Origin of the sequence: Sphingopyxis fribergensis (assembly GCF_000803645.1) — a bacterium.
GTDB classification, from domain to species: Bacteria; Pseudomonadota; Alphaproteobacteria; order Sphingomonadales; family Sphingomonadaceae; genus Sphingopyxis; species Sphingopyxis fribergensis.
In genome coordinates, this window is sequence record NZ_CP009122.1 from 4385145 (window position 1) to 4407219 (window position 22075).

Annotated in this window: 25 protein-coding genes; 18 read left to right on the forward strand and 7 right to left on the reverse strand. The window is 64.1% G+C overall.

Translation table 11 applies throughout. From position 1 onward, the window contains the following. Positions 1 to 121: 121 nt before the first annotated feature. A complete protein-coding gene (locus tag SKP52_RS20545) occupies positions 122 to 538 on the reverse strand; it encodes a CopD family protein (protein WP_407695043.1) in 417 nt (138 codons plus the stop codon). 33 nt (positions 539 to 571) lie between these two features. Beyond that, positions 572 to 1528 carry a uroporphyrinogen decarboxylase gene (gene hemE / locus SKP52_RS20550; protein ID WP_407695110.1) on the reverse strand — a complete coding sequence of 319 codons (957 nt, stop codon included), beginning with the start codon at positions 1526 to 1528 and terminating at the stop codon, positions 572 to 574. Between the two features lie 518 nt (positions 1529 to 2046). Between hemE and SKP52_RS20555 the strand changes: the two genes are divergently transcribed. From SKP52_RS20555 to SKP52_RS20610, 12 genes are all read left to right on the forward strand, one after another. After that, positions 2047 to 2859: a pyruvate, water dikinase regulatory protein gene (locus SKP52_RS20555; RefSeq protein ID WP_039578206.1), complete on the forward strand. Its 813-nt coding sequence runs from the start codon at positions 2047 to 2049 to the stop codon at positions 2857 to 2859. After that, positions 2856 to 3452 (forward strand): Maf family protein, encoded by a 597-nt coding sequence (locus SKP52_RS20560; protein WP_081997461.1) that lies wholly within the window; start codon positions 2856 to 2858, stop codon positions 3450 to 3452. Before SKP52_RS20555 ends, SKP52_RS20560 begins: the two co-directional genes overlap by 4 nt. Further along, positions 3449 to 4261, forward strand: coding sequence for a shikimate dehydrogenase (gene aroE, locus SKP52_RS20565; RefSeq protein WP_039581845.1), 813 nt, complete (start codon positions 3449 to 3451; stop codon positions 4259 to 4261). Before SKP52_RS20560 ends, aroE begins: the two co-directional genes overlap by 4 nt. Further along, complete coding sequence (coaE, locus tag SKP52_RS20570; protein ID WP_052208646.1) at positions 4258 to 4881, forward strand: dephospho-CoA kinase; 624 nt, start codon at positions 4258 to 4260, stop codon at positions 4879 to 4881. Before aroE ends, coaE begins: the two co-directional genes overlap by 4 nt. A 19-nt stretch (positions 4882 to 4900) precedes the next feature. After that, positions 4901 to 5602, forward strand: coding sequence for a DNA polymerase III subunit epsilon (dnaQ, locus tag SKP52_RS20575; protein WP_039581851.1), 702 nt, complete (start codon positions 4901 to 4903; stop codon positions 5600 to 5602). 46 nt (positions 5603 to 5648) lie between these two features. Continuing rightward, a complete protein-coding gene (hpf, locus tag SKP52_RS20580; RefSeq protein ID WP_039578211.1) occupies positions 5649 to 6221 on the forward strand; it encodes a ribosome hibernation-promoting factor, HPF/YfiA family in 573 nt (190 codons plus the stop codon). A 151-nt stretch (positions 6222 to 6372) separates the two neighbouring features. Beyond that, on the forward strand, positions 6373 to 6837 hold the full coding sequence (locus SKP52_RS20585) for a PTS sugar transporter subunit IIA (RefSeq protein WP_039578216.1): 465 nt from the start codon (positions 6373 to 6375) through the stop codon (positions 6835 to 6837). A gap of 125 nt (positions 6838 to 6962) precedes the next feature. Continuing rightward, a complete protein-coding gene (locus SKP52_RS20590; RefSeq protein WP_039578221.1) occupies positions 6963 to 7301 on the forward strand; it encodes a DUF1491 family protein in 339 nt (112 codons plus the stop codon). Between the two features lie 195 nt (positions 7302 to 7496). Then, entirely contained in the window at positions 7497 to 8162 is a 666-nt protein-coding gene (locus SKP52_RS20595; RefSeq protein ID WP_039578224.1) for a cell wall hydrolase, read from the forward strand. A 69-nt stretch (positions 8163 to 8231) separates the two neighbouring features. Beyond that, positions 8232 to 8852 (forward strand): DUF4136 domain-containing protein, encoded by a 621-nt coding sequence (locus SKP52_RS20600; protein WP_039578227.1) that lies wholly within the window; start codon positions 8232 to 8234, stop codon positions 8850 to 8852. Then, positions 8849 to 9970 carry a M14 family metallopeptidase gene (locus SKP52_RS20605; protein WP_039578231.1) on the forward strand — a complete coding sequence of 374 codons (1122 nt, stop codon included), beginning with the start codon at positions 8849 to 8851 and terminating at the stop codon, positions 9968 to 9970. The genes SKP52_RS20600 and SKP52_RS20605 overlap by 4 nt, the downstream gene beginning before the upstream one ends. Next, a complete protein-coding gene (locus SKP52_RS20610) occupies positions 9970 to 10443 on the forward strand; it encodes a GNAT family N-acetyltransferase (RefSeq protein ID WP_039578234.1) in 474 nt (157 codons plus the stop codon). The genes SKP52_RS20605 and SKP52_RS20610 overlap by 1 nt, the downstream gene beginning before the upstream one ends. A gap of 63 nt (positions 10444 to 10506) precedes the next feature. Here the strand turns inward: SKP52_RS20610 and SKP52_RS20615 are convergent, their stop codons facing one another. Further along, the gene (locus SKP52_RS20615; protein ID WP_039578238.1) at positions 10507 to 10962 is read right to left on the reverse strand and encodes an Hsp20 family protein; all 456 of its coding nucleotides are present in this window, start codon (positions 10960 to 10962) and stop codon (positions 10507 to 10509) included. 187 nt (positions 10963 to 11149) lie between these two features. Here SKP52_RS20615 and gpmA point away from each other — a divergent pair, with 187 nt between their 5' ends. Next, the gene (gene gpmA, locus SKP52_RS20620; protein WP_039578243.1) at positions 11150 to 11836 is read left to right on the forward strand and encodes a 2,3-diphosphoglycerate-dependent phosphoglycerate mutase; all 687 of its coding nucleotides are present in this window, start codon (positions 11150 to 11152) and stop codon (positions 11834 to 11836) included. A gap of 105 nt (positions 11837 to 11941) precedes the next feature. Here the strand turns inward: gpmA and SKP52_RS20625 are convergent, their stop codons facing one another. Continuing rightward, positions 11942 to 12481 (reverse strand): hypothetical protein, encoded by a 540-nt coding sequence (locus SKP52_RS20625; protein ID WP_039578247.1) that lies wholly within the window; start codon positions 12479 to 12481, stop codon positions 11942 to 11944. Positions 12482 to 12718: 237 nt separating this feature from the next. Between SKP52_RS20625 and SKP52_RS20630 the strand changes: the two genes are divergently transcribed. Continuing rightward, positions 12719 to 14728 carry a DUF3857 domain-containing protein gene (locus SKP52_RS20630; RefSeq protein ID WP_228383718.1) on the forward strand — a complete coding sequence of 670 codons (2010 nt, stop codon included), beginning with the start codon at positions 12719 to 12721 and terminating at the stop codon, positions 14726 to 14728. Positions 14729 to 14746: 18 nt separating this feature from the next. Here the strand turns inward: SKP52_RS20630 and dapD are convergent, their stop codons facing one another. Together dapD and SKP52_RS20640 are read right to left on the reverse strand one after the other, a co-directional pair. Beyond that, positions 14747 to 15589 carry a 2,3,4,5-tetrahydropyridine-2,6-dicarboxylate N-succinyltransferase gene (gene dapD / locus SKP52_RS20635; RefSeq protein ID WP_039578250.1) on the reverse strand — a complete coding sequence of 281 codons (843 nt, stop codon included), beginning with the start codon at positions 15587 to 15589 and terminating at the stop codon, positions 14747 to 14749. Then, complete coding sequence (locus tag SKP52_RS20640) at positions 15586 to 16263, reverse strand: pyrimidine 5'-nucleotidase (protein ID WP_039581861.1); 678 nt, start codon at positions 16261 to 16263, stop codon at positions 15586 to 15588. Before SKP52_RS20640 ends, dapD begins: the two co-directional genes overlap by 4 nt. A 260-nt stretch (positions 16264 to 16523) precedes the next feature. Here SKP52_RS20640 and SKP52_RS20645 point away from each other — a divergent pair, with 260 nt between their 5' ends. Then, entirely contained in the window at positions 16524 to 18908 is a 2385-nt protein-coding gene (locus tag SKP52_RS20645; protein WP_148309200.1) for a S8 family peptidase, read from the forward strand. 42 nt (positions 18909 to 18950) lie between these two features. Beyond that, on the forward strand, positions 18951 to 20252 hold the full coding sequence (locus SKP52_RS20650) for a metal-dependent hydrolase family protein (protein ID WP_039578253.1): 1302 nt from the start codon (positions 18951 to 18953) through the stop codon (positions 20250 to 20252). Positions 20253 to 20336: 84 nt separating this feature from the next. On the opposite strand, the gene SKP52_RS20655 is transcribed toward SKP52_RS20650, so the two are convergent. Then, entirely contained in the window at positions 20337 to 20837 is a 501-nt protein-coding gene (locus SKP52_RS20655; protein ID WP_039578256.1) for a DNA-deoxyinosine glycosylase, read from the reverse strand. 305 nt (positions 20838 to 21142) lie between these two features. Here SKP52_RS20655 and rpsL point away from each other — a divergent pair, with 305 nt between their 5' ends. Beyond that, complete coding sequence (gene rpsL, locus SKP52_RS20660; RefSeq protein ID WP_037515637.1) at positions 21143 to 21514, forward strand: 30S ribosomal protein S12; 372 nt, start codon at positions 21143 to 21145, stop codon at positions 21512 to 21514. Between the two features lie 71 nt (positions 21515 to 21585). Further along, positions 21586 to 22056, forward strand: coding sequence for a 30S ribosomal protein S7 (gene rpsG, locus SKP52_RS20665; protein ID WP_039578261.1), 471 nt, complete (start codon positions 21586 to 21588; stop codon positions 22054 to 22056). Positions 22057 to 22075 lie beyond the last annotated feature (19 nt).

The following is a 22075-nucleotide window of genomic DNA, read 5'->3' on the forward strand; positions in this document are numbered from 1 at the left end:
TGGGACGACCGTTCAAGATAGCTCCGGCGCAAGGAAACGCCGCCCGCGCTGGGCGGGGTTGATCGGCCCCTAGAACCGGGCCGGGTTCAAGTCAATCGGGCAGCGCCCGAAGGACCAGGATTCAGGGGCGCACCACAACGAGGATGACGATGACCGCCGCGGCGATACCCGGAACCTCGTTGAGCAGTCGCAGCTGTTTTTCGGTGAGCGGACGCAGCCCGCGCGCGAGCTTTTTTGAATAGCCGATCATCCAGCCATGATAGCCCGACAGCGCGATCACGAGCAGGAATTTGGCGATGAACCAGCCTTCGCCCCAATAATCGCCATTAAATGCGAGCATCAGCCCAAAGATCCAGACGATGATCAGCGCGGGATTCAAAATGATCCGCCGCAGCCGATCTTCGCGCTCGATCCACTTCTTGTCCTCGTCCGACCCGACGGGCGTCTGATGGTGATAGACGAAAAAGCGCGGCATCATGAACAGGCCGGCCATCAGGAAAATCACGAAAATGATATGCGCCGCTTTGACCCAAAGCATCGTCGCCCCCAAAAATCCCGCCAGTTCCATAGACTATCCGCCGCGAACGCGTCTGATCAGATGTTCGACATGGGCGATCGGCGTGTCGGGCACGATGCCATGACCGAGATTGAAGATATGGGGACGCGACGGGAAAGCCGCAAGGATGCGGTCGATCGCCGTATCGAGGGCTTCGCCGCCCGCGACGAGCGCGAGCGGATCGAGATTGCCCTGCACCGGCAGGTGCGATGGCAAGGCGGCGTCGGCCCAGACCGGATCGACCGTCTCGTCGAGCCCGATCGCATCGACCCCGGTTTCGTCGGCATAGGCGCGAAGCTTGCCGCCCGCCCCCTTTGGAAAGCCGATTATCGGCGTATCGGGATGCATCGCCTTCAGACGGCGGACAATCTCGGCGTTCGGCGCGATCACCCATTGCTCATATTGCGCCGGCGACAGGCTGCCCGCCCAGCTGTCGAACAATTGCACCGCGTCGACGCCCTGTTCGATCTGTCCCGAGAGATAGGTGACGGTCAAATCGACGATCGCATCGATGATCGCCTGGAACGCCGCTGGATCGCCGAACGCGAGCCGCCTCGCAGCCGCCTGGTCCTTCGACCCCTGCCCTGCGACCATATAGGTAGCGACCGTCCACGGGCTCCCTGCAAAGCCCAGGAAGGTTGTTTCGGGAGGCAGCGATGCCGCAACCCGCGATACGGTTTCATAAATGGGGTCGAGCCGATGCGGCGCGGCTTCGAGCGACGCCAGCGCGCTATCGACGAGCGGCGGTGCGAGCCGCGGTCCCTCACCTGCTTCGAACCACAGATGCTGGCCGAGCGCATGCGGGATGACGAGAATGTCGGAGAAGAGGATCGATCCGTCGAAGCCGAAGCGCCGGATCGGCTGCAACGTCACCTCTGCCGCGGCCTCGGGATCGTAGCACAGCTCGAGGAAGCCGCCCTTCGTTTCACGCAGCGCCCGATATTCGGGGAGATAGCGTCCGGCTTGGCGCATCAGCCAGAGGGGTGGGCGTTCCTGCCGCACCCCGTGCAACGTTGCTAACAGGCTCTTCGGTGACGCCTTCACGCGGGCCCTCTCTCTCTTCTCAATAATAATTAGAATATGATTGTGGTGGTTTGTTGGTAGGCGGACAGCGCGGCTTTAGGCCGGGGCGTCCTTTTTGCCAACAGCTTGACTCCGTCGACCTCGCCATCCGCCGGAGAGTCGCAACGCGCTGTCCCCCTAATTCACAGCCTGTGGATAAGATTCATCCCTTGTGGACAAGTGGTGGAGCGGAATCGACACGGCCGGGGATGAATCGCCCATCCCGATTTGCTCCCCGCGCTTCTCCAAAACTTATCCACAGGGCGGTAAATCCATATAATATCAACTCTTCATCCCGGCGAAGGCCGGGATCTCTACTTCGCGTCGCCGATTAACGGCGAGATCCCGGCCTTCGCCGGGATGAAGAGGGGCATGCATTTTTCCCTCTCGGCTTGCCTTTTGCTTTTCTGCATCGGAAAGCTGCAATTATGGGCCGGCTCCACCTACATCTCATATCCGACTCCACGGGCGAGACACTCGAAAATATCGCCAAAGCGGCGATCGCGCAGTTCGACGATGTCGAGGTCGTGCGCCACTTCTGGCCGATGGTACGATCGGAATCGCATCTCGACCGCATCATGGCCGAGGTGCAGGCAAGCCCCGGCATGATCCTCTTCACGCTGGTCAACGGCGAGTTGCGCGTTAGCCTCGAACGCCGCGCGACCGCGCTGAACCTGCCCACCGTCGCCGCGCTCGACGCGGTCACCGACGCTCTGTCGCGGATGCTTGGACAGGAAGCAAAGGCGCGGCCTGGGCGGCAACATGCGCTCGATGCTGCCTATTTCGCGCGCGTCGACGCGATCCAGTTCACCGTCGCCCACGACGACGGCATCGGCTGGGAAAATTGGGAACAGGCCGATATCGTCCTTGCGGGCGTGTCGCGGACCTCGAAGACCCCCACGAGCATCTATCTGGCGAACCGCGGCTTCAAGACCGCGAACATCCCGATCGTCCCCGAATCGCCGCCGCCGAACGCGCTGTTCAACCTGAGGCGCCCGATGGTCGTCGGGCTGACGACGGGGCTCGACCGGCTCGTCCAGGTGCGACGCAACCGACTGCTCTCGCTCAACCAGGCGCCCGAAACCTCCTATGTCGACGATGAGCGGGTAAAGGCCGAGCTCGCCTATGCGCGGCGGATGTTCGCCGATAATGGCTGGCCGGTGATCGACGTCACGCGCCGCTCGATCGAGGAAACCGCCGCCGCGGTGATCAAGCTTGTCGAAGACCGCAGCGCGACATGACCATCCTCCTTGCCTCGCAAAGCAGTGGCCGCGCCGCGATGCTCCGCGCCGCCGGGCTCAGTTTCGAAACCACTGCCGCGCATGTCGACGAGGAGGCGCTAACGGCGTCGCTGCTCGCCGCCGGGCAAACCCCGCGCAACATCGCCGATGCGCTTGCCGAAGCGAAAGCCGTCAAAATCTCGTCGCGCCTTCCCGGTGTCACCGTGATCGGTGCTGATTCGACGCTCGCGCTCGACGACGGGTCGATGCTTTCGAAGCCCGAAAGTCCTGAAGACGCCGCCGATCATCTCCGCCGCATGGCGGGCACACGTCACCGCCTGTTCAGCGCCGCGGTCGCCGCGCGCGACGGCGTCCCGGTGTGGCGCGCGATCGGCGAGGCGAAGCTGTGGATGCGCCCCTTGTCGGGCACCTTCATCGCCGACTATGTCGCGCGCGAATGGGACAGCATCCGCTGGACCGTCGGCTGTTACGAAATCGAAGGAGCGGGCGTGCAATTGTTCGAACGGGTCGAGGGCGATCCATGGACCATCATCGGCATGCCGATGCTTCCCTTGCTGGCGTGGCTGCGCGCCACCGGACTGGCGCCGCAATGAGCACGCCCTTTGCCGAAGTGATCGGTGACCCGATCGCCCAGTCGAAATCGCCGCTGATTCACAATTTCTGGCTCAAGGCGCTAGGCATTCCCGGCGATTACCGGCGGTTCCATGTCCCGGCTGAGGAGCTCCCAGACTATATCGCCGGTGCTTGCGCTGACGCCGATTGGCGTGGTTGCAACGTGACCATGCCTCACAAGCAAGCGATCATGGATCTCGTAGATGACCCTGGCGATATCCGCGGTACCATCGGCGCGATGAACACGATTGTCCGCCAGCCGGACGGATCAGTTATCGGCACCAACACCGACGCCGCCGGCTTCTATTCGCCGCTCGCCGAACTCGATCTAGAAGGCTCGCCGGTCGCGGTTATCGGCGCCGGCGGAGCGGCGCGCGCGGTCTTGTTCGCGCTCGCCCGCGCCCATGTCGGTCCCGTCACTATTCTTAACCGCAGCCCGTTGAAGGCGATGGGGCTTTTGGCAACGTTCGGACTCAAGGGCGATGTCGCCCAGCTCGATGCGCAGCTCCCGCCCGTGTCGCTGCTCGTCAATTCGAGCAGCCTCGGCATGACTGGCCAGCCTGCACTCGATCTCGACCTGTCGCCGCTTCCTGATGATGCGATCGTTTACGACCTCGTCTATTCGCCGCTTCAGACCGGATTGCTGAAGGCCGCAGAGTCGCGTGGACTCGAGACGGTCGACGGGCTCGACATGCTGATCGGTCAGGCTGCGCTCGCCTTCGAACTCTTCTTTGGTGCGCCTCCGCCCGAGGGCCGCGACGAGGAACTGCGCGCGCTTTTGATGGCATGACCCATCACCGACGCCCCGGCTCGCGGCTCCGCCGTCCCTTCATCATCGGGCTTACTGGCTCGATCGGCATGGGCAAATCGACCGCAGCGGCGATGTTCGAACGCGAAGGCGTGCCCGTCTTTGACGCTGATTCCGAAGTGCATCGACTGCAGGGCCCTGGCGGAGCGCTCGTCGCGGCGATCGAGACACGCTTTCCCGGCACGACCGGGCCGAAGGGGGTCGATCGCCAGAAACTCGGCGCCATCGTGCTCGGCAACAAGCACGAACTTGCCGCGCTCGAGGCGATCATTCACCCCGCCGTCGGTAAGGCGCAAAAATGTTTCCTTGCACGCCACCGTGCGCGCGATGTCGTCGTGCTCGACATTCCCCTGCTCTTTGAAAAGGGCGGCTGGCGGCGCGTCGGCGCGATCGCCGTCGTTTCCGCGCCCGCATGGATGCAGCGGAGGCGCGTGATGCGTCGGCGCGGGATGACTGCGGCAAAGCTCAAGGCGATCCGCCGTCTTCAGGTGCCCGACCGGGTCAAGCGGTCGCGCGCCGATTTCATCATCGAAACAGGGCGCCCGAAAAGCGAGACGCGTCGCCAGATTCGCTTCATCGCCTCTTGTTTCCACGCCCGATAGGGTCCAGATTATGGCTTCGATGCGAGAGATTATTTTCGATACCGAAACCACGGGTTTCGATCCCAAGAGCGGGGACAGGCTGGTCGAAATCGGGTGCGTCGAACTGATCGACCGCCGCGAAACCGGCGTCACCTTTCACGCCTATTTCAACCCCGAACGCGATATGCCCGCCGCCGCCGAAGCGGTGCATGGCCTGTCGATCCAGTTCCTGTCAGACAAACCCTTGTTCGCGACTCGCGTCGACGAACTGATGGAATTTTTGGGCGACGCGCCGCTCGTCGCGCACAACGCCGCGTTCGACTTCGGTTTCGTCAATGCCGAACTCGCCCGCGCCGGCCGCCGCGCGCTCGACATGACGCGCATGTGTTGCACCGTCCAGATGGCGCGCAAGCTCCATCCCGGCGCGAAGCACAGCCTCGACGCGCTCTGCACGCGCTACGGCATCGACCGCAGTCACCGCGTCAAACATGGCGCTTTGCTCGACGCCGAACTGCTCGCGCATCTCTATATCGAAATGACCGGCGGGCGGCAGATCGGCCTCGGACTCGCAGCTTCTGCCGCGCGCACAGGCGCCTCGGCCTCCCCGGCGCCCGCGACATCGCGCGGCGCTGATCGTCCCTTTCGCGAACCCCGTCCCCATATGGCATCGACCGCCGAAATCGCGCGCCATGCCGAATTTGTCGCAGGGCTGAATCAGCCGCTGTGGCTCGATACGGTGTGATGACACTCCCTTAAAGTCATTGCATCGGCCAAGAAGGAGAAGAAAAATGGAAATCCGCGTCTCTGGCCACCAGATCGAAACCGGCGAAGCGCTCCAGGCGCATGTGTCGGACCGGATGAACGCGATTGCCGACAAATATTTCTCGCGGGCGATCGGGGCGCACGCGACTTTTGGTAAAGGGCCGCACGACAGTTTCCAGTGCGACATCGTCGCGCATGTGATGCAGGGGCTGGTGCTGAAGGGTCACGGCCAGGCGCAGGATGCACATGTCGCGTTCGAAGGCGCAGCCGAGCGCATCGAAAAACAGCTCCGGCGTTATATGCGGCGATTGAAGGACCACAATAACGGCGTGGCGGAACCCTCGCCGACGGTCGACGAGATCGAGGACAATGCGGGCTACACCGTGTTTGATGCGGGCGATGAGGAGGATGCGGGCGATGCGCCCGCGATCATCGCCGAAACGCGCGTCGATATTCCGAGCAGCAGCGTGTCCGACGCCGTGATGATGCTCGACCTTCGCAACACAAACGCGCTGCTCTTCGTCAACAGCAAGACCGGCACGCACAACATGGTCTATCGTCGCGACGACGGGACGATCGGCTGGGTCGAGCCACGATAAGGCTGGATTTTCTTCGCCATCCGGCTTAAGGGCCGCGCCCAACGATGCCCGAAGCCGGCATGGCGGGGGGCCTGCCACGACAGATCGCGATCGCCTGCCAGCAGTTCAGTGCCTGGCGGCGGCCGGCGTTTTACAAGATTTGACCAGAGCAATGAATCTTTCTTCCCTTCTTTATCCGGCGACTGTGCGCGCGCACGTGCAGCTCGATTCGAAAAAAGCGCTCTTTCCCTTTGTGGGCGATCTCGCGAGCCGTTCGCTTGGGCTCGATGCGGGCGAAGTCAGCGAAGCGCTGCTCGAACGCGAACGCCTCGGTTCGACTGGCTTTGGCCGCGGGATCGCGCTGCCGCATGCCAAGATGGCCGACCTCGGGGGCGTGCGCGGCCTGTTCCTGCAACTGGCGCGTCCGATCGATTTCAACGCCGTCGACGGCCTGCCGGTCGACCTGCTCTTCATTCTGCTGTCGCCGCTGGATGCCGGCGCCGATCATCTCAAGGCGCTTGCGGGCGTATCGCGCATGCTGCGCAACGAGGCGGTCGCCGAGCGGCTGCGCGGCGCGAAGAATGACGAAGCGCTCTATGCGATGCTCGCCGACACCGAAACGCGTGACGCGGCGTAAGAATATCTTGCCGGTGCCCCGGCGAAGGCAGGGGCCCATCTCCAATATTTTCGGTATCAGCAGCGGGAAGCTGAATTTGCTAGAGCAGGTGATGGGCCCCTGCCTTCGCAGGGGCACGGGCTGATATGACTCGCCTTAAGAGCCGCTTTCTCGTCGACCTGCTGCTGCGCCGCACCGAATCGGCCGGCGGCTTCGCCACCGTGCTCGCCAAGGGCGACGAAACCTCCGGAATCATTCTCGTCCAATGCACCGAACGAGGTCGGCCCGGACCGCTGCTCGAACGGCGCTTTTCAGAGACCGGCCGCTATATCTGGGAGGCCGTCGGTCCAACCGACCCCCATGACGGCGAAGCGCGCAAAAATTATCAGGAACGGCGGCGCAAGGCCGATCCCGATATGTGGCTGATTGAACTGGATATCGCAGATGCGCCACAACTCGTCGCGGAGTGGGCTGCGTTAACTTGACTCTGTTGCGGCGCACAATAACTGGCGCCCATTCGATAACGCGTAGGTCGTTCCGTGGGTTGCACTGCCTTTTTGCAGAAACCCGGTAAAACGGTTTGGACACGCAGTCGGACGATGACCGCAGGCGCAATTGGACCATAGTCCCCCGCCTGTTTTGAGAGGTTCGGTTCATCGGCCGCACTTTTGACGGACACTATGAGTCGCATTTTGAATGTAGCCGGCATGGCTGCCGTCGGCATGACTGCCGCCTCCATGCTGCTTTTGGCGGAACCGGGCTTTGCAAGCGATCTTGCGGCAGACGCCAATATCCCCTCGATCATCCTCCCGGGCGCCGATGCGCCGGTTGTGGCTGAGAATGCGGACCTATCGACCACAACCGAAGCGCCGGTCGAAGACAACAACAACACCGAGGTCGAACCCGTCACCGAGCCCAAGCCGGCGCAGGTGACCGCCGATTCGCTCGCGGAGCTCGTCTCGCTGACTCAGCGCCCCGTAGACCTCGACCCCGAACTGCGCTGCCTTGCCGGCGCGGTCTATTTCGAATCGCGCGGCGAATCGCTCGTTGGCCAGCTCGCGGTCGCGCATGTCGTGCTGAATCGCGCCCAGTCGGGCCGCTTTCCCAAGAGCCTCTGCGGCGTCGTCCATCAGAAGAGCCAGTTCAGCTTCGTGCGCGGCGGCAAAATGCCCGCCATCCGCAACGGCGCGCAGTGGAACAACGCAGTAGCGATTGCACAGATTGCCCGCGACGGCAGCTGGAAGAACCACGCCCCCGGCGCGCTCTTCTTCCACGCGCGCTATGTCTCGCCGGGCTGGCGCAAAACGCGCATCGCGCAAATCGACAACCATATCTTCTATCGTTAAATTGTTTGGGCGGGGTGCAGAGGCATCCCGTTCATTGCCAAGCCATATTTGCTGGCGCATGAAGCAGCGATGACGCGTCAAATTTCCGTCGCCCTGCTCTCAGCAGCGGCGCTCGCTCTCGGTGGCTGCGCCACTGCGGTTCCTCCGATCGAAGTCACGCGCTTCCACGCCAGCGCGCCCGCAGGCTGGGCGCCGGGGACGCGCTATACCGTCGACACCGCGCCGCTCGGCAACGCCGGGGCGATGATCGACCCGCCCTCGCTCGAATGGAACAGCTACCGCACCGCGGTGGAACAGCAATTGCAGCGGCAGGGACTCGTCGCGGCGCCCGACGGCGCCCGCGCGCCCTTGAAGGTGCGGATCGGTTTCGAACGCATGAACCGTGAAGGCGTCGGTCGGCGGTCGCCTGTTTCGGTCGGGGTCGGCGGGTCGACCGGCAGCTATGGGTCGGGCGTCGGACTCGGGATCGGCCTCAATCTCGGCGGTGGTCCGAAGCGGATGGCCGATCTGCAGCTCGCGGTGCGCATCGACGATGCCGCAAGCGGCCAGGCTGTGTGGGAAGGCCGCGCCGTGACCGCGGTTCCAGTGAAGGCGCCCGCCAGCCAGCCCAGCCTCGCGGCGGCGAAATTGGCAGAAGCCTTATTCAAGGACTTCCCCGGCGAATCGGGACGCACTATCAGCGTCAAATGACCATCAGCATCAACGCCGCTTTCGACAGCGGCAATATCGTCGTGGAAAATGTCGACGGCACGTCGGCGCGCCTTTCGATCCGCAAGGATCGCGAGTCGGACTTTTTCCAGTGGTTCCACTTTCGCGTGTCGTGTGCGGTCGGCGACGCGCTCGACCTTGCGATCACGGGTCTTGCCGATTCGGCTTATCCCGACGGCTGGTCGGGCTATGCCGCCTGCGCGAGCACTGATCGCGAAAACTGGTTCCGTCTCGACACGAGCTATGACGCCAAAATGGGTGGGGGCACGCTGACGATCCAGCACACCGCCGAAAGCCAAATCCTCTATATTGCCTATTTCGCGCCCTATTCGATGGAACGCCATCACGACCTGGTCGCGCAGGTGGCCGAATGCGAAGGCGTGACCTATCGCTGCCTCGGCACCAGCCTCGAAGGCCAGCCGATCGACTGCCTCGAAATCGGCACCGGCGACACCCAGGTCTGGCTCTACGCGCGCCAGCATCCGGGTGAGAGCATGGCCGAATGGTGGATGGAAGGCGCGCTGGAAAAGCTCATCGATCCCGCCGATCCGCACGCGCGCTCGCTGCGCGCGAAGTGTCGGTTCCACATCGTCCCGAACATGAATCCCGACGGTTCGCGTCGCGGCCATCTGCGCACCAATTTCGCCGGCGTAAACCTCAACCGCGAATGGGACAATCCGACCGCCGAACGCAGCCCCGAAGTGCTCGCCGTGCGCAACGCGATGGACGAAAGCGGCGTCGACTGGGCGATGGACGTCCATGGCGACGAGGCGATCCCCGCTGTCTTCCTCGCGGGCTTCGAGGGCATCCCGTCGCTCAAGCCCGCGCAGACCGAAAAATATAAAGCGTTCGAAACCGCGCTTGCCGCGAACACTCCCGATTTCCAGGTCGACCTCGGCTATGCCGAATCGGCGCCGGGGCAGGCGAATCTGTCGATGTCGACGACGCAGCTCGCCGAACGCTTCGGCGCGGTGTCGATGACGATCGAAATGCCGTTCAAAGATAATCGCGACCTTCCCGACCCCGTCGCGGGTTGGTCGCCCGAACGATCGAAGCTGCTGGCGCACGCGTGCCTCGCGACGCTGGATCAGCTTCTCTGATGTTCAAAGCGGGCGCCTGGCGGATCGTCGAGGATGATCTGTCGGGCACCGCGATCCGCGCGCTGCTTGAGCAACATTTCGCGGGCATGCTCGCCAACTCGCCGGCGGGCAGCTGCCATTTCCTCGATTTCGACGGGCTGTGCGCCGACGGTGTAACCTTCTGGTCGATCCACCGCGGCGACGAGCTCGCGGGGTGCGGCGCGCTCAAGATGCTGGGTAGCGGGCACGGCGAAATCAAGTCGATGCGCACCGCTGAACCCTTCCTGCGGCAGGGCGTCGCCGCGCATATGCTGGACCATATCATCAATGTCGCGCGCGAACGGCGACTCGCACGCCTCAGCCTCGAAACCGGATCGAGCGGCGCTTTCGAACCTGCGATCGCGCTTTACCAGCGCTACGGCTTCACCGAATGCGAACCCTTCGCCGATTACCAGCCCGATCCGTTCAGCCGCTTCATGACGCGCCTGCTCTAGAAACCAAAACGGGGTCCGGAAGGGACTCTGGACCCCGCAAATTCACCAAGCCAAGAGGCGTCGTTAAGCGGCCTTCTTGTCCTCGATCGCCGGCGTGTTGCCGCCGATCGCGATCTTGTGCGGCTTCATCGCCTCGGGCACTTCGCGCACCAGGTCGATCGCAAGCAGCCCGTCCGACAGATCGGCGCGTTCCACCCGCACGAAGTCGGCGAGCTGGAAGCGGCGTTCGAACGCGCGCGTCGCGATGCCGCTATACAGGAGCTGGCGCCCCTCGCCTTCGGCGGCCGGCGCCTTGCGCCCGCTGACGGTCAGCATATTCTGCTGCGCGGTGATGTCGATCTCGTCGGACTTGAAACCTGCGACCGCGACGGTGATGCGAAAATGGTCGTCGGCGAGTTTTTCGATGTCGAAGGGCGGATAATTTTCGGCGCCCGAACCGCTCGTTTCGAGGAAATCGAACAGGCGGTCGAAACCGACGGTCGAACGGCGATAGGGGGTCCAGTCGAAACTGTTACGCATGACTCTTTCTTCCTTTCAAAAAGCGAAGTCAGGGACCGCGGCCGGTGCCGCGATCGCCGCCCGGCCCCGTGTCGGCGGCCGGATGAGGCAAATCTGGGTGCAGCTGAAACCATTTCAAGAGGGGCGTTGGCCTTATGTAAAAACCCGCGCTAAAGGGCGGCACATCTCTCCAACCGAAGGATCCGAAATGCCCCAGCTCATCCTCATCCGTCACGGCCAGTCGCAGTGGAATCTCGAAAACCGCTTCACCGGCTGGTGGGATGTCGATGTGACCGAAAAAGGCGTTGCCGAAGCGATCGCCGCGGGCGAATTGATGAAGGCCAAGGGCATCGCGCCCGACACTTGCTTCACCTCGGTCCAGTCGCGCGCGATCAAGACGCTGAACCTCGCGCTCGAAGCTATGGGCAGGTTGTGGCTCCCCGTCACCAAGGACTGGCGCCTCAATGAGCGCCACTATGGCGGCCTCACCGGGCTCGACAAGGCCGAGACTGCGGCAAAGCATGGCGAGGATCAGGTCAAGATCTGGCGCCGCAGCTTCGACATCCCGCCGCCGCCGCTCGAAGCCGGCTCACCGTGGGACCTGTCGACCGATCCGCGCTACGCCGGCATCGCCATCCCCTCGGCCGAAAGCCTGAAAGACACCATCGAGCGCGTGCTGCCCTATTATGAAGCCGCGATTGTGCCCGAACTCGCTGCCGGAAAGACGGTGCTGATTTCGGCGCATGGCAACAGCCTGCGCGCGCTCGTCAAGCATCTCTCGGGCATTTCGGACGCCGACATCACTGGCCTCGAAATCCCGACCGGCCAGCCGATCGTTTATGAGCTGAATGACGATCTCAGCGCACGCGAGCGTTATTATCTGAGCGAAAAATAATAAACCTCGTCATTGCGAGGAGCGCAGCGACGCGGCAATCCAGGGGCGGAGCAAGACCGCTTTGGATTGCTTCGCTTCGCTCGCAATGACGAAGACAAGGTCGCCTTAAAGCGTCCCCGTCACCGTAAGCTGGAAAAATCGCCCGAACTTGCGCGATCGATTTTCGCTGAACGCCACCCGCCCATCGCGCCGGTCGACGAATACCGTGCGGTTGAACCCGTCCTTCATCGCCGCAAGATTGCGATAAGACAGCTTCATCGTGAAGCCCGCGACATTCTTGTGCTCGACAAAGGCGGTGACGAACGGCCCGTCGGCATATTCCTTCTCGATCGCGCCGAGCCGCAAATTCGGGCTATAATGCTCGTCGAAATATCCCCCGCCGCACGCCAGATTGGTGCGCGGAATATCGTGGCGCAGGCTCAGGTCGACCACATAGCCGTTCGCGGTGGTCTGCGCGAGCGTCGCCGACAGGCGCGGCTGGCCGGCGTTGTAGCGGCCGAACTCGTCGCGCACGAACAACAGGTCCCCATTGCCGTCGAACCGCTGTTCGGGTCCCCAATGCCTCTGACGCCGCGCCTCGTTCTTCAGGCTCAGCGTCACATTCGTCCCGCCGATCTTGCTGGACGTATGAAAAACGGCCGACATAATTCCCCGGGGTGGCCGCTATCGAAACAAAGGCAGCTCTCAATCGCGAATAGTTCGCAATAATTCTCCAGCTCATATTGTCTACCAACGGCTGGTGTCATTCGACGAGGGTCTGGCGAAGGGCTTTGATCCCGCTTTTGGCAGCCGCCTTGGCTCTAGACTTGCATCGCGGCGAATTCGCGACATTATGTCGCGCAGCTACGGGGGTTTTTAGTGCGCATTCCAGTTTCGATATTCGTGGCGGCCGTGCTTGCGCACGCGCCGGTTCATGCCGAAGACAATCAGATTCAGCGCGGCCCGGTGCCGGACTGGGTGGTTCCGTCCGACCTGATGCCGGTTCCGGGCGACGCCAGCGGGATGTTTTTCGTGCGGCGTCAGGATGCGGTCATTCATCTCGACGAACAGGGGCAGGCGCAATATTTCGGTTATCGGATCCGAATTCTCCATCCGAACGCGTTGCAGATCGGAAATGTCTCGACCGCCTGGAATCCCGCATCGGGGCCCCCCGTGGTGCATCTGGTCAAGGTTCACCGGGGCGACGAGACGATCGATGTCCTCGAAAAGACATCGTTCGACATCCTGCGCCGCGAGGATCAACTCGAGGCGGCGAAACTCGACGGCGTACTTACCGCAGTGCTCCGCGTGCCCGATCTGCGCGTCGGCGACGAGCTTGAGGTCGGGCTGACGACGCGGTCGAGCGACCCCACGCTTGGAACGAATGACTCGGGCCTTCTTTTCCTCGCGGCAAGCCCCGCGCCCGGCCGCTACCGGTTGGGGCTGAGCTGGGACAAGGGGCTGAAGCCGACGGTCAGGATGACCCCCGACATGACGGCGATCGGTGTATCGCGCGATGGCGGGATCGATTTCCGGTTCGACAATCCGGCGCTGTTGACGCCGCCGAAAGACGCTCCGGCGCGCTATCAATGGCAGCGGATCGTCGAATATACCGACTTCGCCGACTGGGCCACGATCTCGCGGCTTTTCGCCCCGCTGTACGCAAAGGCCGCGGCGATCGCCGACGGTTCGTCGCTCGACAAGGAAGCGCAGCGCATCGCCGCGGGGCACGCGAAGCCGCTCGACCGGGCCAACGCCGCGCTGAAACTGGTGCAACAGGATGTGCGCTACATCTATGTCGGGCTGGGCAGCGGCAATCTGACCCCCGCCACCGCCGAGGAAACATGGCAGCGGCGTTATGGCGACTGCAAGGGCAAGACGGCGCTGCTGCTGGGATTGCTCGGCAAGCTCGGGATCGACGCCGAAGCCGTCCTTGCCAACAACAGCGGCGCCGACGACGGCCTCGACGAACGCCTGCCCAATCCGGGGATGTTCGACCATGTGCTGGTACGGGCAAAGATCGACGGCGCTGCCTACTGGCTCGACGGCACGCTTCCGCCGGTCGTTCCGTCCGCTGCTACCCCGGCGATTCCCTACCGATGGGTCCTGCCGGTGACGGCGAAGGGCGGCGCGCTTCAGAAACTCGATTGGCGGATGGCCAGCAAGCCGAACGAAATCACCCTCTATGAAATCGACGCGCGCGCGGGCTTCGACCGGCCGGCGCGGGTGACGAACACCACCATCGTCCGCGGCATCCCGGGGCTGCAGCAGCAGGTCGAGCTGTCCGGATTGACCGCCGATCAGTTGCGCGACGGCATGCGCCAGCAGCTGGTCGGCGGAACGTGGGACAGCGTCGACGATGTCAAATGGCGCTACGATCAAAAGGCCGAGGCCAGCATCCTTACCATCACCGGCAAATGGACGGTCGATTGGGACGACGACGGGGACGGCGACAAATCCTATGCGCTGCCCGGCGGTGGTTTCAGCCCGCCCGAAAAACGCGGGCGCGCTGCGGACCAGAATCAGGATCTGCCTTATTACAGCGCGCCCGAATTCGACTGCCGGGTAACGACGTTGCGGCTGCCGGCGAAGACGAATGCGGCGAATTGGTCGTTCAAATCGGGCTACGACACACGCATTTTCGGAAAAAATCATTATCGCGCTTTCGACCTTCGCGACGGATCGATCCGCATGGTCCGCGGCCTGCGGGTCGAACAGCCCGAAATCGACGCGGTCAGCGCACGGCGCGACAATGGCCGGATTGCCGGTTTCGACAACAGCATGGCATGGGTGTCCTATAAGCCCGACGTGGCAAAGCCGATAGATCCCGACGGCAAGGTCGTGCCCGCCACCTACGAGATCGACTGGACCGCCGATACCGTCCCGTGCCTTTCGCCCGCCACGATGCGCTGACCCCGGCGCGGGCGGCGATCAGTCGCGCAGCAGCTCGTTGATCCCGGTCTTCGCGCGCGTCTGCGCATCGACGCGCTTGACGATCACCGCGCAATAGAGCGACGGCCCCGGTGTCCCGTCGGGCAAAGGCTTGCCCGGCAAAGCCCCCGGCACGACGACCGAATAGGCCGGCACTTCGCCGATGAAGATTTCGCCCGTCGCGCGGTCGACGATCTTGGTCGACGCGCCAAGGTAGACGCCCATCGACAGCACCGCGCCCTCGCGCACGATGACGCCCTCGGCAACTTCGGCGCGCGCGCCGATGAAGGCGCCGTCCTCGATCACCACCGGCCCGGCCTGCAGCGGTTCGAGCACGCCGCCGATCCCCGCGCCGCCCGACAGATGGACGTTCGCACCGATCTGCGCGCAGCTGCCGACGGTCGCCCAGGCGTCGACCATCGACCCCTCGCCGACATAGGCGCCGATATTGACGAAGCTCGGTAACAGGACGGCGCCCTTGCTGATGAATGCGCCGCGGCGGACGATCGATCCCGGGACCGCGCGGAAGCCCGCATCGCGAAAGCGGTTCTCGCCCCATCCGGCGAATTTCGACGGCACCTTGTCCCACCAGCGCGCGCCGCCGGGGCCGCCTTCGATGAGTTCCATGTCGCTCAGGCGGAACGACAGCAGCACCGCTTTCTTCAGCCACTGGTTGACCTGCCAGGTGCCGCCGGCGTCACGCTCGGCGACGCGATAGCTGCCGTCGTCGAGCCCTGCGATCGCGGTCTCGACCGCATCGCGCACGGCACCCTCGGTCGTCAGTCCCAGCGTCTCGCGTGCGTCCCATGCGGCTTCGATCGTCGATTGCAGGTCGGTGGTCATGAAATTCCCCATGGTAAAGGCAATGAATCGAGCCAGTCGGCGATGTCGTTGACGTGGAAATCGACCTGGTCCGGCAGGTGGCCCCGATGACCGCTTTCGCTGCCATTGTCCAGCCAGACCGTCGTCATCCCCAGCGCTTTGGCGGGGGTCAGATTGCGCGCCATATCCTCGACGAAAACGCTCTTCGCCGGATCGACTTTCAGATGTGAAATCATCATTGCATAGGCTTCCGGATCGGGCTTCGGCGTATAGCGCGTAACCCGAATGTCGCAGATGCCGTCGAACATGTCGGCGATCCCGCGCGCGTCGAGCACGCGCGCCGCATAATCGGCATCGGCGTTGGTGAAGATCAGCTTGCGTCCCGGCAGGCGCTCGAGCCCGGCGCGCAGCCGCGCATCGACGCTCAGCCGATCGAGCGCGATGTCGTGAACATCGATCAGGAAATTCTCCGGATCGATGCCATGGTGGCGCATCAGCCCCGACATCGTCGTGCCATGGTTGTGGAAATATTGCTTTTGCACCCGCCGAGCTTCGACCGCATCGACGTTCAAGAGGCGCATGATGAAGGCGCCCATACGCTCGTCGATCAGGTCGAACAGCTTCGCCGACGGCGCATAGAGCGTGTTGTCGAGATCGAAGATCCAGCTATCGATATGGTCGAGCGGGGCGGGCATGCCGGGCCGCATAAAGGCTGGGGTGCGTGGGGGCAAGGCGTCCAAATCCTCCCTGTGGCGAAGCCATGGGGAGGTGGCAGTCGCGTTAGCGACTGACGGAGGGGCGATGGCGCGACGTCGCCGCCCCTCCACCACCGCCTGCGGCGGCGGTCCCCCTCCCCATCGCTTCGCGACAGGGAGGATCGGTTAACCGCATGATGCTACCCCTCCCTCCTCCGCCGCGCTAAAAGGCGGACATCTGGGCAAAAGGGGGTACGGCAGTGGCCGACGCGAACCGACGCAGCAGCATCCGGCGGGTGACCGGGCGGCCTTTGCCCATGCTGCTCTCGCTCGCCGCGCTGTCGCTCACCGCATGCGGCGGCGGTGGCAGCACCGCCCGCCCCTCGCCGACTCCCGCCCCGCCGTCCGCCCCAACACCCACGCCTACCCCGACTCCGACGCCCACCCCGACCCCGCCCCCGACCGGCAATTTCAACACCGCCGAAACGCGCAGGTCCGACGGGGTCAATTTTCACGGCGCGGTCACCGCCTATCAGGCCGGCGCGACGGGTCAGGCCATATTGGCGGGCGTGATCGACGACGGGATCGATCAGGACAGCCCCGAATTCGCGGGGCGCATCTCGTCGCAATCGATCGACCTTGCCGGATCGCGCGGCATCAATGGCGAGGGCACGCACGGCACCAACGTCGCGCAGGTGCTGCTTGGCGGAAAAAATGACGCGGGCACCTTCGGCATCGCGTTCAACGCCAATCTGCTTGTGCTGCGCGCCGACCGGCCGGGCAGCTGCGCGACCGAGGATCCGACCAACGACGAAAGCGGCTGCCGCTTTCCCGAAACCGCGATCGCGGCGGGGCTCGACCGCGCGGTCAGTGCGGGCGCGCGCGTCGTTAACATCTCGCTCGGCGGCGAAGACCCGCCCGGCGCGACCTTGCGCGCCGCGGTCTCGCGGGCGACCGCGGCCGGGATCATCGTCATCATCTCGGCGGGGAACGAGGGCGACACGAACGCGAACGGCAACGATCCGAACAACCCCGATCGCTTCGCGCAGGGCATGCGCGACGCCGGCGGCGGGCTGGTCGTCATCGCCGGATCGGTCGACGAAAATCGCGCGATCTCGGACTTCAGTAATCGCGCGGGCGTTTACGTCGGTTCCTATCTGACCGCGCTCGGCGAAGGCGTGTGCTGCGCTTATGAAAATGGTGCGCTCAAGACCGAGGGCAATTTCGTCTTCGTGCTCAACGGCACCAGCTTCGCGGCGCCGCAAGTCGCGGGCGCGGTTGCGCTGGTCGCGCAGGCGTTTCCGAACCTGTCGAGCCAGCAGATCGTCTCGCTTCTCTACCAATCGGCGCGCGATGCGGGTGCGGCGGGCGACGATGCAATCTACGGACAGGGTATCCTCGACATTGCGCGCGCCTTTCAGCCGATGGGCGCGACATCGCTCGCGGGCACCTCGACCGCGGTCGCGCTCGATGCGCCGCTCGGCATTCTTGGCGGCCCGATGGGCGATGCGGGCGGGGCCGGAACGATGGGCCTCGTCACCGACGGCTTCGGCCGCGCCTTCAATGTCGATTTCGGCGGCGCGCTCGGCCAGCGCCGCCCCGACTTCAAACTGTCGGGCGCGATCGGCGGGCTCGTCCGCCAGCAGAGCGCGGCGAACTCGTCGCTCGCACTCTCGCTCGTGACCGCGCCGGGCACGGGCGGGTCCGACGCGCTCGCCGGCCTCTCCTTTCACGACGGGCAGCGCGCGCGCACCCTTGCCGCCTCGGTGATGACGCGGCTCGACGCGCGCACGCGCATCGGCTTTACGGCCGGACGCGGCGCCGGCGGCCTGCTCGCGGGTGAGCGCGGCGAAAGCGGCCATGCGATGCTGATCGGCGATGCCGCGCATGAGGGCCTCGGCTTTGCCGCCAGCCCCGGAATCGGCACGATAATCCGGCATAATATCGTTAATAATCAATATATTAATATTATATTGGAGAATGGCTGGGTTTCGGGCTCGCGCTGGCAGGACGACCCCCTCCTCCGCTACCGATCGGGCCACGACAGCCGCTACCAGCGCGTTGGCGCTGCGTGGGACGGCCGCTTCGGTCCGGTCCGCACCGCGCTCGGTGCTAGCTGGCTGCGCGAATCGGACAGCCTCCTCGGCGCCCGCCTCGGCCCGATGTTCGCCGCCGGCGGCGCGACCAGCCTCGTCGGCGACGCCAGCTTCATCCTCGATATGCGCGATGATTGGCAAATTGCGGCCGCCTGGCGCCAGATGTGGACGCGCCCCGACAGCCAGGGCTTGATCGCGGGCGGCGCGCTCTGGTCGACCGCCTTTTCGTTCGACGTCGCGAAGGCCAATCTGGTGCGACCGGGCGACCGCGCCGCGCTCCGCTTCGCGCAGCCGCTCCGCGTCGCGCGGGGCGGGATCGACCTGATGCTCCCCGTCGCGCACGATTATGCGAGCGGCCGCACCGACTTCGGCCGCCGCACCTATAACCTCGCTCCCACCGGGCGCGAACTGGTAGTCGAGGCGAGCTATGCGCTGGCGCTTTTCGGCGGCGATCTGATCGCCAACACATGGTGGCGGCAGGACCCCGGCCATATCGCCGCGATGCCCGATGACCGGGGCGCGGCGCTCCGCTTTACGATGGGCTTCTGATCGGCTTTAACGATCCCCAAGATCAAATCAGGGGATCCCAAGATGAAGCCGATTCACTACCTACCGCTCGCGCTGGTCGGCGCCGCGCTCGCCTCACCGCTTGCGGCCCAGGCGCCCGCGCGTACCGTCATCCACGCGGGTCAATTGCTCGCCGAACCCGGCAAACCCGTGCGCGGCGCCTCGACGATCATCGTCGAGGGCGGCAAGATACTGAGCATAGCCGACGGCTATCAGCCCGCCGACCCCGGCGCGACGCTGATCGACCTCAAGGACAAATATGTCCTCCCCGGCCTGATCGACAGCCATGTCCATCTGACGAGCGATGCGGGCGGCATCGCCGGCCAGCTCGAAGAAGTGACGCTCAGTCCGGCGGCGCAGGCCTTCAATGCCGAGGCGAACGGCATGAAGACGTTGCGCGCGGGCTTCACGACGGTACGGAACCTCGGCGATGGCGACGGCGCGACCTTGGCGCTGCGCGATGCAATCGCGGCGGGTAAGGTACGGGGGCCGCGCATCGTCGACGCGGGTAACAGCATCTCGGGCAGCGCGGGACATATGGATGGCTCATTGGGCTATCGCGACGAACTCCGCCCCTTCTTCGCGGGCGCGGGCAACACCTGCAATGGCGCCGACGATTGCCGCCGCGCGGTGCGGCTGCAGATCGGCCGCGGCGCCGATGTGATCAAATTTGCGTCGACCGGCGGAGTCAACAGCCGCATTGGTGCCGGTCTCGGCAAGCAGATGTTCGACGACGAGGCGCAGGCGATCGTCGATACCGCGCATCTGTTCGGCAAGAAGGTCGCGGTGCACGCGCACGGCGCCGACGGCATCCGCCTTGCGATCGATGCCGGCGCCGATTCGATCGAACATGGCACGATCCTCGACGAAGCGACGATTGCGGCCTGGGCGAAGTCGAAGACCTATTATGTCCCGACACTTTCGACGGTGAACGGCTACAAGGAACGCCTCGCCGCCAATCCCGACGCTTATGAACCCGATGTGCTCGCCAAGATCCAGTGGCGCATTTCGATCACCGGCAAGAGTCTTGAGCAGCTCGTCCCGCGCGGCGTGCGCATCGCGTTCGGTACCGATGCCGGCGTGTCGAAGCACGGCCGCAACGGCGACGAGTTCGGACTGATGGTCCAGCACGGGATGAAGCCGGTCGAGGCGCTCAAGGCGGCGACGGTCAACGCCGCTGACCTGCTTGGGCTGTCCGACCAGATCGGCACCATCGCCCCCGGCAAGAGCGCCGACATTATCGCGGTCGCGAGCGACCCGGTCGCCGATGTGCGCGTACTCAAGAAGGTCGATTTCGTGATGGCCCGGGGGGCGGTGGTCGACTGAGCCGGTGATCTCGTCATTGCGAGGGCGATCTGGGTACACGTAAACCGCTCTGGATTGCTTCGCTCCGCTCGCAATGCCGAAGTTTCAAACTTCGAGTGCGGTTTTCAGCGCCAGCCATTTTTCGAGTTTTGCAGCGAAGCCGATCGTATGCGCGGCGCTGCTCGATGGCAGGTCAACGATGGCGATCCCATCGAGCGGCGGAAGTTGCTTTCGCCCAATCGCGGCCGCCGTGCCGCCGTTGAAGGCGATCATGCCGAGGTTGGGCAGGTCGGCGACCAGCGCCGCGAGGTCGTGTGCCTCGACTTCGCGGATCAGTGAGTCGCTGCTGGTATGCCGCTCGGCGCTGCGGATGACGTCCCACAGCCCGACCTTCGCCTCGCGCAGCGCGGCCAACCTGTCTTTATAAGGCATGTCCGCCAGCGGTCTGCCGACGACCTCGCCGAGCAGGCGCCAGAACTGGTTTGTCGGATGTGCATAATATTGCCGTTCGGCGAGCGAACGGGCGCCGGGCAGACTGCCAAGGATTAAGAGCTGCGTATCGGGCGCGACGTGCGGTGCAAAGCTGGCGTGGCGGACGGCGGGCATCGCGCCTGATAGCCCGCGAGGACTGGCGCAACAATATTGCCCGCCCCTTGACCGCCGAGGGAATCGGGTCTAGGGGCCCGCTCGACCGAAAAGGGCAGTTTGCTGCCTCTTTCAGTTACAACAGCGCTTGAACATTGCTGGCGCGGATGGAGCCTCCGGAAGATCGTCGCGATCCGCCGGGGTCTTTTGCTGTTATCAGGTCGGCCGTTTTTCGCCATTTTTGGCGAGTTAGCAGCCGGAGCTTCGTCCACCGCAGTACAGTAACCGTTCGCTCTGATGGGCGGACATTTAAAGGTGAAGCATTCATGCCCACGATCAACCAGCTGGTCCGCAAGGGCCGGACTCCCCAGAAGGTGAAGTCCAAGGTCCCGGCGATGGACGCAAACCCGCAAAAGCGCGGCGTTTGCACCCGAGTCTATACGACGACCCCGAAAAAGCCGAACTCGGCGCTCCGCAAGGTTGCGAAGGTCCGCCTGACCAACCAGCGCGAAGTCATCACCTATATCCCCGGCGAAGGCCACAACCTCCAGGAACACAGCGTTGTGCTGATCCGCGGCGGTCGTGTCCGCGATCTTCCCGGTGTGCGTTACCACGTCCTGCGCGGCGTGCTCGATACGCAGGGCGTGAAGGACCGCAAGCAGAGCCGTTCGAAATACGGTGCGAAGCGTCCGAAGTAAGGACCGCTTTTTCGGCTATTTGATCATCCCAGAGCGCCTCGCGCCGGGATGCTGTTGTAAAGGAATACCCTATGGCTCGTCGTCGTCGTCCTGAACGCCGCGAAATCCTGCCCGATCCCCGTTTCGGTGATACGGTGCTGTCGAAATTCATGAACAGCGTCATGCTGGACGGGAAAAAATCGGTCGCTGAAAGCATCGTTTATGGTGCACTCGAGTCGGTCGAAGCCCGTGCCAAGAAGGAACCCATCGGTGTGTTCCACGAAGCGCTGGCGAACATCCGTCCGAACATCGAAGTCCGCAGCCGCCGCGTCGGCGGTGCGACCTATCAGGTTCCGGTCGAAGTCCGTCCGGAGCGTGCGCAGGCGCTCGCGATCCGCTGGCTGATCACCGCTGCGCGCAATCGCAGCGAAACCACGATGGCCGCGCGCCTGTCGGGCGAACTGCTCGACGCGTCGAACAACCGTGGCAATGCCGTGAAGAAGCGTGAAGACACGCATCGCATGGCCGAAGCCAACCGCGCTTTCAGCCACTACCGCTGGTAAACGCGCGCGGGACGCCGCC

Coding starts and splice junctions, on each gene's coding strand:
- SKP52_RS20545 (WP_407695043.1), bottom strand. CDS start 538: ATGCTTTGGGTCAAAGCGGCGCATATCATTTTCGTGATTTTCCTGATG.
- hemE (WP_407695110.1), bottom strand. CDS start 1,528: ATGCGCCAAGCCGGACGCTATCTCCCCGAATATCGGGCGCTGCGTGAA.
- SKP52_RS20555 (WP_039578206.1), top strand. CDS start 2,047: ATGGGCCGGCTCCACCTACATCTCATATCCGACTCCACGGGCGAGACA.
- SKP52_RS20560 (WP_081997461.1), top strand. CDS start 2,856: ATGACCATCCTCCTTGCCTCGCAAAGCAGTGGCCGCGCCGCGATGCTC.
- aroE (WP_039581845.1), top strand. CDS start 3,449: ATGAGCACGCCCTTTGCCGAAGTGATCGGTGACCCGATCGCCCAGTCG.
- coaE (WP_052208646.1), top strand. CDS start 4,258: ATGACCCATCACCGACGCCCCGGCTCGCGGCTCCGCCGTCCCTTCATC.
- dnaQ (WP_039581851.1), top strand. CDS start 4,901: ATGCGAGAGATTATTTTCGATACCGAAACCACGGGTTTCGATCCCAAG.
- hpf (WP_039578211.1), top strand. CDS start 5,649: ATGGAAATCCGCGTCTCTGGCCACCAGATCGAAACCGGCGAAGCGCTC.
- SKP52_RS20585 (WP_039578216.1), top strand. CDS start 6,373: ATGAATCTTTCTTCCCTTCTTTATCCGGCGACTGTGCGCGCGCACGTG.
- SKP52_RS20590 (WP_039578221.1), top strand. CDS start 6,963: ATGACTCGCCTTAAGAGCCGCTTTCTCGTCGACCTGCTGCTGCGCCGC.
- SKP52_RS20595 (WP_039578224.1), top strand. CDS start 7,497: ATGAGTCGCATTTTGAATGTAGCCGGCATGGCTGCCGTCGGCATGACT.
- SKP52_RS20600 (WP_039578227.1), top strand. CDS start 8,232: ATGACGCGTCAAATTTCCGTCGCCCTGCTCTCAGCAGCGGCGCTCGCT.
- SKP52_RS20605 (WP_039578231.1), top strand. CDS start 8,849: ATGACCATCAGCATCAACGCCGCTTTCGACAGCGGCAATATCGTCGTG.
- SKP52_RS20610 (WP_039578234.1), top strand. CDS start 9,970: ATGTTCAAAGCGGGCGCCTGGCGGATCGTCGAGGATGATCTGTCGGGC.
- SKP52_RS20615 (WP_039578238.1), bottom strand. CDS start 10,962: ATGCGTAACAGTTTCGACTGGACCCCCTATCGCCGTTCGACCGTCGGT.
- gpmA (WP_039578243.1), top strand. CDS start 11,150: ATGCCCCAGCTCATCCTCATCCGTCACGGCCAGTCGCAGTGGAATCTC.
- SKP52_RS20625 (WP_039578247.1), bottom strand. CDS start 12,481: ATGTCGGCCGTTTTTCATACGTCCAGCAAGATCGGCGGGACGAATGTG.
- dapD (WP_039578250.1), bottom strand. CDS start 15,589: ATGACCACCGACCTGCAATCGACGATCGAAGCCGCATGGGACGCACGC.
- SKP52_RS20640 (WP_039581861.1), bottom strand. CDS start 16,263: ATGCCCGCCCCGCTCGACCATATCGATAGCTGGATCTTCGATCTCGAC.
- SKP52_RS20650 (WP_039578253.1), top strand. CDS start 18,951: ATGAAGCCGATTCACTACCTACCGCTCGCGCTGGTCGGCGCCGCGCTC.
- SKP52_RS20655 (WP_039578256.1), bottom strand. CDS start 20,837: ATGCCCGCCGTCCGCCACGCCAGCTTTGCACCGCACGTCGCGCCCGAT.
- rpsL (WP_037515637.1), top strand. CDS start 21,143: ATGCCCACGATCAACCAGCTGGTCCGCAAGGGCCGGACTCCCCAGAAG.
- rpsG (WP_039578261.1), top strand. CDS start 21,586: ATGGCTCGTCGTCGTCGTCCTGAACGCCGCGAAATCCTGCCCGATCCC.